The sequence below is a fragment of the Roseobacter sp. S87 genome, assembly GCF_055693285.1.
Map to the genome: position 1 here is coordinate 2,246,861 of NZ_JBVFTR010000004.1, position 13,147 is coordinate 2,260,007.

At 60.5% G+C, this 13,147-nt stretch carries 12 protein-coding genes; 11 read left to right on the top strand and 1 reads right to left on the bottom strand.

Annotation, left to right across the window (positions count from 1 at the left end; translation table 11 throughout):
- Positions 1-963 carry a malate dehydrogenase gene (gene mdh / locus ACZ1HA_RS12045; protein ID WP_375230313.1) on the top strand — a complete coding sequence of 321 codons (963 nt, stop codon included), beginning with the start codon at positions 1-3 and terminating at the stop codon, positions 961-963.
- Between the two features lie 67 nt (positions 964-1,030).
- On the opposite strand, the gene ACZ1HA_RS12050 is transcribed toward mdh, so the two are convergent.
- Entirely contained in the window at positions 1,031-1,747 is a 717-nt protein-coding gene (locus ACZ1HA_RS12050) for a VPLPA-CTERM sorting domain-containing protein (RefSeq protein WP_472714031.1), read from the bottom strand.
- A 452-nt stretch (positions 1,748-2,199) separates the two neighbouring features.
- Between ACZ1HA_RS12050 and sucC the strand changes: the two genes are divergently transcribed.
- The 10 genes from sucC to lpdA all read left to right on the top strand — a co-directional run bounded on the left by sucC (position 2,200) and on the right by lpdA (position 13,147).
- On the top strand, positions 2,200-3,393 hold the full coding sequence (gene sucC / locus ACZ1HA_RS12055) for an ADP-forming succinate--CoA ligase subunit beta (protein ID WP_375230311.1): 1,194 nt from the start codon (positions 2,200-2,202) through the stop codon (positions 3,391-3,393).
- A gap of 21 nt (positions 3,394-3,414) precedes the next feature.
- Positions 3,415-3,945 (top strand): hypothetical protein, encoded by a 531-nt coding sequence (locus ACZ1HA_RS12060; protein ID WP_472714032.1) that lies wholly within the window; start codon positions 3,415-3,417, stop codon positions 3,943-3,945.
- Entirely contained in the window at positions 3,942-4,439 is a 498-nt protein-coding gene (locus ACZ1HA_RS12065) for a hypothetical protein (protein WP_472714033.1), read from the top strand. The genes ACZ1HA_RS12060 and ACZ1HA_RS12065 overlap by 4 nt, the downstream gene beginning before the upstream one ends.
- 181 nt (positions 4,440-4,620) lie before the next feature.
- Positions 4,621-5,508: a succinate--CoA ligase subunit alpha gene (sucD, locus tag ACZ1HA_RS12070; protein WP_472714034.1), complete on the top strand. Its 888-nt coding sequence runs from the start codon at positions 4,621-4,623 to the stop codon at positions 5,506-5,508.
- 273 nt (positions 5,509-5,781) lie between these two features.
- Positions 5,782-6,288, top strand: coding sequence for a DUF805 domain-containing protein (locus ACZ1HA_RS12075; protein ID WP_472714035.1), 507 nt, complete (start codon positions 5,782-5,784; stop codon positions 6,286-6,288).
- Entirely contained in the window at positions 6,285-9,245 is a 2,961-nt protein-coding gene (locus tag ACZ1HA_RS12080; protein ID WP_472714036.1) for a 2-oxoglutarate dehydrogenase E1 component, read from the top strand. Before ACZ1HA_RS12075 ends, ACZ1HA_RS12080 begins: the two co-directional genes overlap by 4 nt.
- Positions 9,246-9,248: 3 nt before the next feature.
- The gene (gene odhB, locus ACZ1HA_RS12085; protein WP_472714037.1) at positions 9,249-10,763 is read left to right on the top strand and encodes a 2-oxoglutarate dehydrogenase complex dihydrolipoyllysine-residue succinyltransferase; all 1,515 of its coding nucleotides are present in this window, start codon (positions 9,249-9,251) and stop codon (positions 10,761-10,763) included.
- 125 nt (positions 10,764-10,888) lie between these two features.
- Positions 10,889-11,272 (top strand): MAPEG family protein, encoded by a 384-nt coding sequence (locus ACZ1HA_RS12090; RefSeq protein ID WP_375230306.1) that lies wholly within the window; start codon positions 10,889-10,891, stop codon positions 11,270-11,272.
- Between the two features lie 10 nt (positions 11,273-11,282).
- Entirely contained in the window at positions 11,283-11,696 is a 414-nt protein-coding gene (locus ACZ1HA_RS12095) for an MAPEG family protein (protein WP_472714038.1), read from the top strand.
- Positions 11,697-11,758: 62 nt separating this feature from the next.
- The gene (gene lpdA, locus ACZ1HA_RS12100; RefSeq protein ID WP_472714039.1) at positions 11,759-13,147 is read left to right on the top strand and encodes a dihydrolipoyl dehydrogenase; all 1,389 of its coding nucleotides are present in this window, start codon (positions 11,759-11,761) and stop codon (positions 13,145-13,147) included.

The following is a 13,147-nucleotide window of genomic DNA, read 5'->3' on the forward strand; positions in this document are numbered from 1 at the left end:
ATGGCAAGACCCAAAATTGCGCTGATCGGCGCCGGCCAGATCGGCGGCACCCTCGCCCACCTCGCCGCCCTCAAAGAACTCGGAGACGTTGTTCTCTTTGACATCGCAGAAGGCATTCCGGAAGGCAAAGCGCTCGACATCGCGGAAAGCGGCCCGGCCGGCAAATTTGACGCCTCGCTGTCGGGCACCCAGTCCTATGAGGACATTGCAGGCGCGGACGTCTGCATCGTGACCGCCGGTGTGGCCCGCAAGCCGGGCATGAGCCGTGACGACCTTCTGGGCATCAACCTCAAGGTTATGAAATCCGTTGGCGAAGGCATCGCGGCGCATGCCCCGAACGCTTTTGTGATCTGCATCACCAACCCGCTGGACGCGATGGTCTGGGCACTGCGCGAATTCTCAGGTCTGCCGCACAACAAAGTCTGCGGCATGGCCGGCGTGCTCGATTCCGCGCGTTTCCGTCATTTCCTGGCCGAAGAGTTCAACGTGTCCATGAAGGACGTGACAGCCTTCGTTCTGGGCGGGCACGGCGACACGATGGTGCCGCTCGTCCGGTATTCGACAGTGGCGGGTATCCCCCTGCCCGACCTCGTGCAGATGGGCTGGACCACGCAGGAGAAACTGGACGCGATCGTGCAGCGCACCCGTGATGGCGGTGCCGAGATTGTCGGCCTGCTGAAAACCGGCTCGGCGTTCTATGCACCGGCAACATCGGCGATCGAGATGGCGGAAAGCTATCTGAAGGACCAGAAGCGCGTTCTGCCCTGTGCCGCCTATGTGGACGGTGCCTACGGGCTCAACGGCTTCTACGTTGGCGTCCCCACGGTGATCGGCGCCGAGGGTGTCGAACGCATCGTGGACATCAACATGAACAAGGACGAACAGGCCATGTTCGACAACTCAGTGAACGCGGTAAAAGGTCTGGTTGAAGCCTGCAAAGGGATCGACAGCAGCCTTTCCTGAGCTTTCGCAGCGCAAAAGAAAAAGCCCCGGAAACACCGGGGCTTTTTTTGTGACATATAGCTTCAGGTCAGGACTTGTTGCGCTGACGGCGGCGCAGAATGCCCAGCCCACCGAGACCTGCCAGCAGAAGCGGCAGACCTGCGGGCAGCGGGATCGGGTTCACAACGGCCGATGCGAGATAGAACTGATCGGCAGTATTGTTGCCCCCGTTGAAATTTGCGTCGTCAAAGGCAAATGTCGCGCTCGTGACACCCAGAAAGGTCTCCATCGAGAGTTCACTGAAGGTAAACTCTGCAAGAGGACCGCCATTGATACCGAACAACAGGGTTGCCGCGGAACGGTTCAGGCCGGTTGTTTCATCTTCGAGGAAAACAGGATTGCTGAAGCTGTGACCTTCGCCGGTAAAGCTCAGTTCGCTGAGGTTAAAGGCCTGATCAAAGCTGATGGTTACGGTCTCTGTAACGGTGACGTTGTCGTCGCCCGCGTCAGAACAGTCGTTTCCTCTACCCGCGCCTGTGCGTCCTTCACCGAAGGTCACACCCGATCTTGGTGATTTACAAACACCGAGGCCCGCGCCGCCGTGGTCAAAATAGGCAAACGCTGTACCGTCTATACCCTCATGAAGTCCCGCATTGAACGTAACATCGACACCTTCAAACTCGATGGTTGTGCCATTCGCGACGCCGTGTTCATTGTCGTTAGCGAATTCAAGAAAATCCAGTGTGGCTGACTGCGCCGCTGTCCCAAGCGTCGCGCACACCGCTATTGCAATAATTTTTTTCATTTTCTTCTCCTGCAGCCCTTCGTCGGCATCACAAAGATCCGAACTGGCCAGTAGAAGAGCTGAATTGGTAACCACACCTTGGCTGGTGCAAAAAGCACTGGCTGCGAAAACAGTACCTTTCGGACACGCCTGCATGGGCAGAGAGTTCTGTTCCGGAGCCAAATCGTGATCAAAAAAGAGGTTAATGAAACATTAACACGACCTCAGGTAGCAAAATTCCGCCACAGAGATGGCAAACTTTCGCCCAGGTTCGGTTGATTCGTGCGAATCATATTGCATGGCCAGATCAGCAGAGCGGCCGTAATTTTGTGATCACACCAAAAAAATGTGTGATCACAAAATCCATAATTCCGTGTCTGTGACAGATGATCCCCGGGAAACCGGTTGTTTTTGCAGACCGCTGCGATCTTATCTGATGTTGGGAACCGATACACAACCACAGGACGGACAAGATGAACATCCACGAATACCAGGCCAAGGCCCTGCTGCGCAGCTATGGCGCTCCCGTATCCGACGGGCGCGTTGTTCTTCGGGCCGAAGAGGCCAAGACAGCTGCCGGCGCGCTCGATGGCCCGATGTGGGTGGTCAAGGCGCAGATCCACGCAGGCGGCCGGGGCAAAGGCAGCTTCAAGGAGCCTGACGCCGGCGAAAAAGGCGGCGTTCGTCTGACAAAATCCGTAGAAGAAGCCGCCGAAGAGGCGAAAAAGATGCTGGGCCGCACCCTGGTGACGCATCAGACCGGCCCGGTGGGCAAACAGGTCAACCGCATCTACATCGAAGACGGATCCGGCATTTCCACTGAACTCTACCTCGCGCTGCTGGTGGACCGCCAGACCAGCCGCATCAGTTTTGTGTGCTCGACCGAAGGCGGCATGGACATCGAAGAAGTCGCGGCCTCGACGCCGGAAAAAATCCTGTCCTTCTCGGTTGATCCGGCCTCCGGCTATCAGGCGTTTCATGGCCGCCGCATCGCCTTTGCGCTGGGGCTCGAAGGCAAGCAGGTCAAGCAATGCGTGGGCCTGATGGGCACGCTGTATAAAATGTTTGTCGAGAAAGACATGGAGATGCTGGAGATCAACCCGCTGATCGTGACCGATGGCGGTGATCTGAAGTGTCTGGACGCCAAGATGGGCTTTGACGGCAACGCGGTTTACCGCCACCCGGATATCGCCGAACTGCGCGACACCACCGAAGAGGACAGCAAAGAGCTGGAAGCCTCCAAATACGATCTGAACTACATCGCGCTGGATGGCGAGATCGGCTGCATGGTGAACGGCGCGGGTCTGGCGATGGCAACGATGGACATCATCAAACTCTACGGTGCGGAGCCTGCCAACTTCCTCGATGTAGGCGGTGGCGCGACCAAAGAGAAAGTCACCGAAGCCTTCAAGATCATCACCTCCGACCCCAACGTCAAAGGCATCCTGGTGAACATTTTTGGCGGGATCATGCGCTGTGACGTGATTGCCGAGGGTGTGGTCGCCGCGGTCAAGGAAGTTGGTCTCAAGGTACCGCTGGTGGTGCGTCTTGAGGGGACCAACGTTCAGGAAGGCAAGGACATCATCAACAATTCCGATGTTGATGTGATTGCAGCCGATGACCTGAAGGACGGCGCGCAGAAAATCGTGAAAGCCGTCAAGGGCTGATCCTTGGCACAGCTGGGTCACATGACAGCTGCTGCATGTTCCGCAGTACTGGCGCTCGGCGGATGTTCCGCCGGGTCGGTTTCGCCTGACGCGGCGGAACTGAACAACATGTGGCGCGCCAATCTGGTGCCCAAGGCAACGCCTGCGCAGATGGTCGGCACGTTCGACCGGTTCTGTGTGAACGGCAGTACGGATCCGGGCCAGGCTGAGCGAGATCTGCGGGCGGCCGAATATATCCCGCTTCCCAACAGCCGGACGCCGGGAGCGCGGGCCTGGGTCGAGGATGATGAGGCCCCTGCCGTAGCGTTGTCTGATACGATGTGTGTCGTGGCCGCCAGCAGCCGCTCTGGCCAGACGGACCGGTTCCGCCGTTATGTGGCGGAGACCTTCCCGCAGGCGCGCGCGGTGGATCCCACGGCCCTGGGCAACACCATTGAACAGGCCTGGGAAATCGGCGGGGACGCGCCGTTTCTGATCGCCACGGAACGGACACCCGATGTCGACTGGCACCGGTATATGCTGATCCTGTATCGCCCGGAGGGACGGGCATGAAGAGGCTGGCTCTTTCACTGATGGTGGCTCTGAGCCTGTCGGCCGGGTCTGCGGCCTTGTCCGGCAGCACTACCGGGACCGCCATTGCCGCGTTCAACGGTGTCTGCTTCAAGGCCGGTCAGACTGCGGCGCAGGCGCAGGCCCGGATGGAGGAGCGCGCGGGCAGTCCCCTGCCCTTTGCCCTGACATTCTGGGACCGGACGCTGGAACCCGGCCCTGCGGATCATCCGCGGATCGAACGCCGCTGCGAAGTGCTGTTTGACGGTGATCACACCCGCGAGGCCATTGATGCGCTGCGCGTTCAGATGGCGACACCGCCGGTTTTTGGTTTTACCACCGAGCTGCCGGACACGCACACAGCGGGTCAGGGCACAGCACTGATCGAAGGTCGCGAATTGCTGCGCGGACGCATTGCTGTGGTGCACGTGGGTCTGCGCAACGGCCAGACATTCATGGCGGTCGACCGGCTGCCCGAAGGCTGGGAGACGCTCTGATATGCCGGATGCTGGTCAGGACATGTGCCGTGACGCCCGCCCGGGCCATCGCAATGCCATTCGAAGACAACAACTCCGTTCTGCGGCACAGGGATACGACCCGGTGCGGCAGTCTCATACCAACGAAACGCCCGGCGCACCTGTCGCCGCTGTAGCCAGAATGTAAGTCAAAGGAAGCAAAATGGCCGTACTTATCGACGAAAACACAAAAGTCATCTGCCAGGGTCTGACCGGCAGCCAGGGCACCTTCCACACCGAACAGGCAATTGCCTACGGCACCAAAATGGTCGGCGGCGTGACACCGGGCAAGGGCGGTCAGACGCACCTTGATCTACCTGTTTTCAACTCGGTGCATGAGGCGAAGCATGTGACAGAGGCAAATGCCAGCGTGATCTATGTGCCGCCGCCTTTTGCAGCGGATTCGATCCTGGAGGCGATTGACGCCGAAATGGAGCTCATCGTCTGCATCACCGAAGGCATTCCCGTTCTGGATATGATGAAAGTGCAGCGCGCGCTGGAGGGGTCATCAAGCCGTCTGATTGGTCCGAACTGCCCCGGCGTGATCACGCCCGATGCCTGCAAGATCGGCATTATGCCCGGCCACATCCACAAGCGTGGCTCGTGTGGCGTGGTTTCGCGCTCGGGCACGCTGACCTATGAGGCGGTGAAACAGACCACGGACATGGGTCTGGGTCAGTCCTCTGCGGTTGGGATCGGCGGCGACCCGATCAAAGGCACCGAGCACATTGACGTTCTGGAAATGTTTCTGGCCGATGATGAGACGCAGAGCATTATCATGATTGGTGAAATCGGCGGCAGCGCCGAAGAAGACGCAGCACAGTTCCTTGCAGATGAGAAGAAAAAAGGCCGCTGGAAGCCGACCGCAGGCTTTATCGCAGGCCGCACAGCGCCTCCGGGCCGCCGCATGGGTCACGCAGGCGCGATTGTCGCCGGCGGCGTAGGCGGTGCCGAGGACAAGATCGAAGCCATGCGCGCCGCAGGGATCGTTGTGGCGGACAGCCCCGCGACGCTGGGCGAGGCCGTAAAAGAGGCGATCGATAAAGGGTGATCCGCGAACCGGGCATAAGCGGGGATAAAGCGCCAGTGGCGCTTTCAGGCCGCGAACGGGCGAAACCCCGGCGCACGGCCAATCCGAACATGCGTGAGAGCATGTTCTCCGTCGCGCGTGCGCAGATCAAAGCTGCTGAGCCCCGGCCCGCAACCAACCGAAACACCTGCGCGCAGAGGGCAGCGCCCGAGCCTGGGGTGGGCGGGAAGCGCCCTCCCCGGGGGAGGGTCGGGCGCTGCCCGGCGGTGCCCGCCGGGCGGGAGATTGCGCGCGATGACCTTCAAAAAGTCCATCATCACCTGCTTTCAGAAGTACTTCACCTTCTCGGGCCGCGCTTCGCGGTCGGAATACTGGTGGTTTTTTCTGTTTACCGTGCTGGGCGGATTTGCTGCAGGCTTCCTGGAAGGCTTTATCAACGCAGCCTCCGGCACGCCCGGTGGCCCGACCCTTCTGTCCGGTGCTTTCAATCTGGCAACCTTCATTCCCGGCCTCGCGGTTGGCTGGCGGCGGATGCATGACAGCGGACGCTCGGGCCTTTATCTGCTCTATCCGCTGATTGCCATGGTCGGCGTTGCGGTTTTCATCGGCATGTTCGCCGAGACGGAAGTCCTCACCGGTTCCGACCCTTCGACACTCTTTGACGGGGCATTCGGTCTCATCCTAATTTTCGCCCTCGCGATCGTCGCGCTCTCCCCTTTCATCGTTCTTTTCTGGCTCACACGGCCTTCCCAGCCCGGCCCCAACATTTACGGTCCCAACCCACATGAGGTAACCCCATGACCGAACATTCCCCCAACGACCAGTTCCATGCCTCTTCTTTTATGCAGGGGCACAATGCCGAGTACCTCGAACAGATGTACGCGCGCTATGCCGATGACCCGAATGCGGTCGACGATGCCTGGCGGGCCTTTTTCAAGGCGATGGGCGACGATGAGGTGTCGGTAAAACATGAGGCCGCAGGGCCGTCCTGGGCGCGCAATGACTGGCCACCACAGCCGGGCGATGACCTGACCGCCGCGCTGACCGGAGAATGGGCACCGGAGGCAGAAGCCAAAGGCGCGGGCGACAAGATCAGGGCCAAGGCAGCCGCGGCGGGTGTGGACGTCACCGAGGATCAGATCAAACGCGCTGTGCTGGACAGCATCCGCGCGCTGATGATCATCCGGGCCTACCGGATCCGGGGGCACCTGGTGGCCGATCTGGACCCGCTGGGCATGCGCAACAATGACCCGCATCCGGAGCTTGACCCCAAGTCCTACGGCTTCACCGAAGCCGACATGGACCGGCCGATTTTCATTGATAAGGTGCTGGGCCTCGAGATGGCCTCGATGCGCGAGATCCTGTCGATCGTAAAGCGCACCTACTGCGGCACCTTTGCGCTGCAGTATATGCATATTTCCAACCCCGAAGAGGCAGGCTGGCTCAAGGAACGGATCGAAGGGTTCGGCAAGGAGGTTTCCTTTACCCGCGAAGGGCGCAAGGCGATCCTGGCTAAACTGGTGGAAGCCGAGGGTTTCGAGAAATTCCTGCACGTCAAATACATGGGCACCAAGCGTTTTGGCCTTGATGGCGGCGAAAGCCTCGTGCCGGCGATGGAACAGATCATCAAACGCGGCGGCGCGCTGGGGGCGCGTGACGTCGTCATCGGGATGCCACACCGCGGGCGTCTGTCGGTGCTCGCCAATGTGATGGCCAAACCCTACAAGGCGATTTTCAACGAATTCCAGGGCGGATCGTTCAAACCAGAGGATGTGGATGGATCGGGAGATGTGAAATACCACCTCGGTGCCTCGTCCGACCGGGAATTTGACGGCAATACGGTGCACCTGAGCCTGACCGCGAACCCGTCGCACCTGGAGGCGGTGAACCCGGTGGTGCTGGGCAAATGCCGCGCCAAGCAGGACCAGAACAACGACGACGAGCGCACAAGTGTCATCCCGATCCTGCTGCATGGGGACGCGGCCTTTGCCGGTCAGGGTGTTGTGGCGGAGTGTTTCGCGCTGTCTGGCCTGAAAGGGCACAAGACGGGCGGGACGATCCATATCGTTGTGAACAACCAGATCGGCTTCACTACGGCGCCTCACTTCAGCCGGTCGAGCCCGTATCCGACGGATAATGCGCTGGTGGTAGAGGCACCGATTTTCCACGTGAATGGTGACGATCCGGAAGCGGTGGTGCACGCGGCCAAGGTGGCCACTGAGTTCCGCCAGAAGTTCCGCAAGGACGTGGTGATCGATATCTTCTGCTACCGCCGGTTCGGGCACAACGAGGGCGACGAGCCCATGTTCACCAACCCGATCATGTACAAGAAGATCAAAGGTCACAAAACGACGCTGAGCCTCTACACCGAGCGCCTGGTGCGCGACGGGTTGATCCCCGAGGGAGAGATCGAGGATATGAAGGCCGCCTTTCAGGCTTATCTGAGCGAAGAGTTTGAGGCAGGCAAGGAGTACCGCCCGAACAAGGCGGACTGGCTGGACGGCAAGTGGTCACATCTGGACAAACAGAAAAACCAGTACCAGCGCGGCAAGACGGCGGTGTCCAAAGGCACGCTGATGGAAGTGGGTCAGGCACTGAGCACTGTGCCCGAAGGATATCCGCTGCATAAGACAGTGGGGCGTCTTCTGGATGCGAAAAAGCAGATGTTTGAGACCGGCGAGGGCATCGACTGGGCCACGGCTGAGGCACTGGCTTTCGGGTCGCTGCTGACCGAAGGGTATCCTGTGCGGCTGGCCGGGCAGGACAGCACGCGCGGCACCTTCAGCCAGCGCCATTCCGGGCTGGTCAACCAGGATACCGAGGAGCGGTATTACCCCCTGAACAACATCAAGGCGGGTCAGGCCCATTATGAGGTTATCGACTCGATGCTGTCGGAATATGCGGTGCTCGGATTCGAGTACGGCTATTCGATGGCCGAGCCCAATGCGCTGACCCTGTGGGAAGCGCAGTTCGGTGATTTCGCCAACGGTGCGCAGATCATGTTCGACCAGTTCATCAGCTCGGGCGAGAGCAAGTGGCTGCGGATGTCGGGCCTTGTCTGTCTGCTGCCGCATGGGTTTGAGGGCCAGGGGCCGGAACACTCTTCGGCGCGGCTGGAACGTTTCCTGCAGATGTGCGGCCAGGACAACTGGATCGTCGCGAACTGCACGACACCCGCGAACTATTTCCACATCCTGCGCCGGCAGATCCACCGGTCCTTCCGCAAGCCACTGATCCTGATGACGCCGAAGTCACTGCTGCGACACAAGCTGGCGATCAGCAAGGCGGAGGAATTCACCACCGGATCCAGCTTCCACCGGCTGATGTGGGACGACGCGCAGCAGGGCAATTCGGACACCGAACTGGTTGCTGACAGCAAAATCAAACGTGTCGTGATGTGTTCGGGCAAGGTCTATTATGACCTGCTGGAGGAACGCGATGCCCGGGGCATTGATGATATCTACCTGCTGCGTCTGGAGCAGTTCTATCCATTCCCGGCGCAATCCGCGGTCAAGGAGCTGGAGCGGTTCAAACAGGCCGAGGTTGTCTGGTGCCAGGAAGAGCCCAAGAACCAGGGCGCATGGAGTTTCATCGAGCCCAACATCGAATGGGTGCTCAGCCGTATCAAGGCAAAGCATCCGCGCCCGGTTTATGTGGGCCGCGCCACATCCGCCTCGCCCGCGACGGGCCTGGCCTCGCAGCACAAAGCACAACAGGCAGCGCTGGTGAACGACGCGCTGACCATCAAGGGGAAATAAGTCATGACCACCGAAGTACGCGTGCCCACGCTGGGCGAATCCGTCACCGAGGCCACTGTTGCCACCTGGTTCAAGAAGCCGGGCGAAAGTGTTGCCGTGGATGAGATGCTGTGTGAGCTGGAGACAGATAAAGTGACCGTCGAAGTGCCGTCACCCGCTGCCGGAACCCTGGCCGAGGTGGTCGCGGCAGAAGGCGACACGGTGGGGGTTGATGCCCTGCTCGCCACGATTTCCGAAGGAGACAGCGCAGGTGCCGGGAGCACGGCTCCCGCCGCTGCGCCCGCGCCAGCCGCTGAAGCGCCTGCCGCGTCGGGCGGCACCGTGGATATCATGGTGCCAACCCTGGGTGAAAGCGTGACCGAAGCGACGGTCAGCACCTGGTTCAAGGCCGTCGGGGATACGGTCGCGCAGGATGAGATGCTGTGTGAGCTGGAGACCGACAAGGTATCAGTCGAGGTGCCGGCACCGGCGGCGGGCACCATCACGGAAGTCCTTGCGGCTGAAGGCGCAACCATTCAGGCGGGCGGAAAGCTGGGCGTCCTGTCTGCCGGCGCAGGTGCTGCCGCTGCTGCCCCGGCCCCGGCGGCCGCGCCTGCAGCAGCCGCACCGGCATCCGGCGGCGCGGATGTCGAAGACGCCCCATCCGCAAAGAAAGCCATGGCTGAAGCCGGCATAAGCCGCGATCAGGTCACGGGATCCGGCCGCGAAGGACGGGTCATGAAAGAGGACGTGGCTGCCGCCGTGGCAGCGGCCAGCGCAGCACCAGCGGCAGCACCTGCCGCTGCCGCACCGCGCGCGCCCGTGGCCGCCGATGACGCGGGCCGCGAGGAGCGGGTCAAGATGACCCGTCTGCGCCAGACCATCGCGCGGCGCCTCAAGGACAGCCAGAACACTGCCGCGATGCTGACGACCTACAACGAAGTCGACATGACCGAAGTCATGGCCCTGCGCAACGAATACAAGGATCTGTTCCTGAAAAAGCACGGCGTGAAACTGGGCTTTATGTCCTTCTTCACCAAGGCCTGCTGCCATGCGCTGAAAGAAGTGCCCGAGGTCAATGCAGAAATCGACGGCACCGACATCGTGTACAAGAATTTCGTGCATATGGGCATCGCGGCCGGGACCCCGACAGGCCTTGTGGTGCCGGTCATCCGTGACGCGGATTCCATGTCCTTTGCTGCGATCGAGAAAGCGATTGCGGAAAAAGGGGCGCGCGCACGGGACGGCAAACTGTCGATGGCCGAGATGCAGGGCGGGACCTTCACGATCTCTAACGGCGGTGTCTATGGCTCGCTGATGTCCTCGCCGATCCTGAACCCGCCACAGTCCGGCATCCTCGGCATGCACAAAATCCAGGACCGTCCGATGGCGATCAACGGTCAGGTCGTGATCCGCCCGATGATGTATCTGGCACTGAGCTATGACCACCGGATCGTTGACGGCAAAGGTGCTGTGACCTTCCTCGTGCGGGTCAAGGAAGCGCTGGAGGATCCACGGCGGCTGCTGATGGACCTCTGAGACGGGACACCGTACGCTTAGGCTGTGATGCCATCCTGGTTTCCGTGATCCGGGTGGCCGAAAAGACCTGACAGGAACTGCGCCACGATCCCCCGTGGCGCAGTCCGGCGAAAAGGAGTGATCAAATGGCTGAAACAACTGCGCTTATCCTCTATGGTTTTCTTGTTCTGCTGACCCTGCTGCTGCAGGCCACCGGCGCGCTGACGCAGCTGGGTATGGGCTATCTGCTGGGCAGCCGGGACGAGGGCCGCACCGTCGGGGGCATTGCTGCCCGCCTTGAACGCGCCTTGAACAACTCTGTTACGGCGATGGTCCTGTTTGCTCCCGCCGTTCTGCTGATCGAAATGACGGACAAAAGCACAAACCAGACGATGCTGGCAGCCACCGCCTTTCTGATCGCCCGGGTCGTGTATCTGCCCGCCTATGCCTTTGGTATTATCGGGATCAGAAGCCTTGCCTGGACGGTCGGCTTCTTTGCGACCGTGCTGCTCTATTTCCTGGCGCTGTGAACGGACAGAAATGACAACGGAACTCACCGTCCTGACGCTGGCTGCGCTGCTGCAGGTCCTCCAGTTTGTGCTGATGGCAGTCCCCGCTAACCTGGAACTGGGGCCCAAACGCACGCTCAGCCCGCGCGATACGGAAAAGATGGGGGGCCGGCCGCTCGCCGATCAGATGAGCCCCCGGACAGCGCGGCTCTACCGCGCGCTCAACAATCACTTTGAGGGGCTGATCCTCTTTTCCATCGCCTGCATTGTCATCACGCTGAGTGGCCAGTCCACGCCCTTTACCGGGGCCTGCGCCTGGATTTATCTGGCCGCCCGCGTGGCCTATATCCCCGCCTATGCCTTTGGCCTGACACCCTGGCGCTCGCTGATCTGGTTTTCAGGTTTCTCTGCAACGGTTGCGATCCTGATCGCAGCACTTCTATAGTACCCCAACCCTGCCTGCCGCGCGCTGATCAGACCGCCCGGAATTTGACCAAGGAGACTTTCATGTCCAGCTATGACGTAATTATCATCGGCTCCGGCCCCGGCGGCTATGTCTGCGCCATACGCTGTGCCCAGCTGGGTCTGAAGGTGGCCTGTGTCGAGGGACGCGAAACGCTGGGCGGCACCTGCCTGAACGTGGGCTGTATCCCCTCCAAAGCGCTGCTGCACGCCAGCCATATGCTGCACGAGGCCGAGCACAATTTTGCGACCATGGGCCTGAAGGGCAAAACCCCGACCGTCGACTGGAAGCAGATGCTGGCCTACAAGGAAAACACCATTGAGCAGAACACAAAGGGCATCGAATTCCTGTTCAAAAAGAACAAGGTAGACTGGCTGAAAGGCTGGGGGTCGATCCCGGAGGCGGGCAAGGTCAAAGTCGGCGATGAAGTGCATGAAGCCAAAAACATCATCATTGCCTCCGGCTCAGAACCGGCCTCGCTGCCGGGTGTAGAGGTTGACGAAAAGGTTGTGGTCACCTCCACGGGCGCACTGGAACTGGGCAAGGTGCCGAAGAAAATGGTGGTCATCGGTGCCGGCGTGATCGGTCTGGAGCTTGGCTCGGTCTATGCACGCCTCGGCGCCGAAGTAACCGTTGTCGAATTCCTTGACGTGGTGACACCGGGGATGGACGGCGAAGTGCAGAAGACCTTCCAGCGGACGCTCAAGAAACAGGGTCTGACCTTCGTGATGGGTGCTGCTGTGCAGAAGACCGAAGCCACGAAGACCAAAGCCAAAGTGCACTACAAACTGCGCAAGGATGACAGCGAGCATGTGCTGGAAGCGGACGCTGTGCTGGTGGCGACAGGCCGCAAACCCTTTACCGAAGGTCTGGGCCTCGACGCGCTTGGCATGAAAATGACCGAACGTGGTCAGATTGCCGTGAATGACAAGTGGGAAACCAGCGTCCCGGGCGTATATGCGATCGGCGATGTGATCGAAGGCCCGATGCTGGCCCACAAGGCCGAGGATGAGGGCATGGCCGCGGCTGAACAGGTCGCAGGCAAACATGGCCACGTGAATTATGGTGTGATCCCGGGCGTGATCTATACGCACCCCGAGGTTGCCAATGTCGGCGCAACCGAAGAGTCGCTGAAAGAGGAAGGCCGCGCGTACAAAGTTGGCAAGTTCAGCTTTATGGGCAACGGGCGTGCCAAGGCGAATTTTGCAGGCGACGGGTTTGTGAAGATCCTTGCGGACAAGAACACTGACCGCATTCTGGGCGCGCATATCATCGGCCCGGCGGCGGGTGATCTGATCCACGAGATCTGTGTTGCGATGGAATTCGGTGCCTCGGCAGAGGACCTGGCGATGACCTGCCATGCGCACCCGACCTATTCAGAGGCGGTACGAGAGGCAGCGCTCGCCTGCGGCGACGGTCCTATTCACATGTGA

Bases quoted from the DNA above. Each gene is read 5' to 3' on its own strand.
- ACZ1HA_RS12075 (WP_472714035.1), top strand. From the start codon at position 5,782: ATGACCTTCAAAAAGTCCATCATCACCTGCTTTCAGAAGTACTTCACC.
- odhB (WP_472714037.1), top strand. From the start codon at position 9,249: ATGACCACCGAAGTACGCGTGCCCACGCTGGGCGAATCCGTCACCGAG.
- sucD (WP_472714034.1), top strand. From the start codon at position 4,621: ATGGCCGTACTTATCGACGAAAACACAAAAGTCATCTGCCAGGGTCTG.
- ACZ1HA_RS12050 (WP_472714031.1), bottom strand. From the start codon at position 1,747: ATGAAAAAAATTATTGCAATAGCGGTGTGCGCGACGCTTGGGACAGCG.
- ACZ1HA_RS12065 (WP_472714033.1), top strand. From the start codon at position 3,942: ATGAAGAGGCTGGCTCTTTCACTGATGGTGGCTCTGAGCCTGTCGGCC.
- sucC (WP_375230311.1), top strand. From the start codon at position 2,200: ATGAACATCCACGAATACCAGGCCAAGGCCCTGCTGCGCAGCTATGGC.
- ACZ1HA_RS12060 (WP_472714032.1), top strand. From the start codon at position 3,415: ATGACAGCTGCTGCATGTTCCGCAGTACTGGCGCTCGGCGGATGTTCC.
- ACZ1HA_RS12095 (WP_472714038.1), top strand. From the start codon at position 11,283: ATGACAACGGAACTCACCGTCCTGACGCTGGCTGCGCTGCTGCAGGTC.
- mdh (WP_375230313.1), top strand. From the start codon at position 1: ATGGCAAGACCCAAAATTGCGCTGATCGGCGCCGGCCAGATCGGCGGC.
- lpdA (WP_472714039.1), top strand. From the start codon at position 11,759: ATGTCCAGCTATGACGTAATTATCATCGGCTCCGGCCCCGGCGGCTAT.
- ACZ1HA_RS12080 (WP_472714036.1), top strand. From the start codon at position 6,285: ATGACCGAACATTCCCCCAACGACCAGTTCCATGCCTCTTCTTTTATG.
- ACZ1HA_RS12090 (WP_375230306.1), top strand. From the start codon at position 10,889: ATGGCTGAAACAACTGCGCTTATCCTCTATGGTTTTCTTGTTCTGCTG.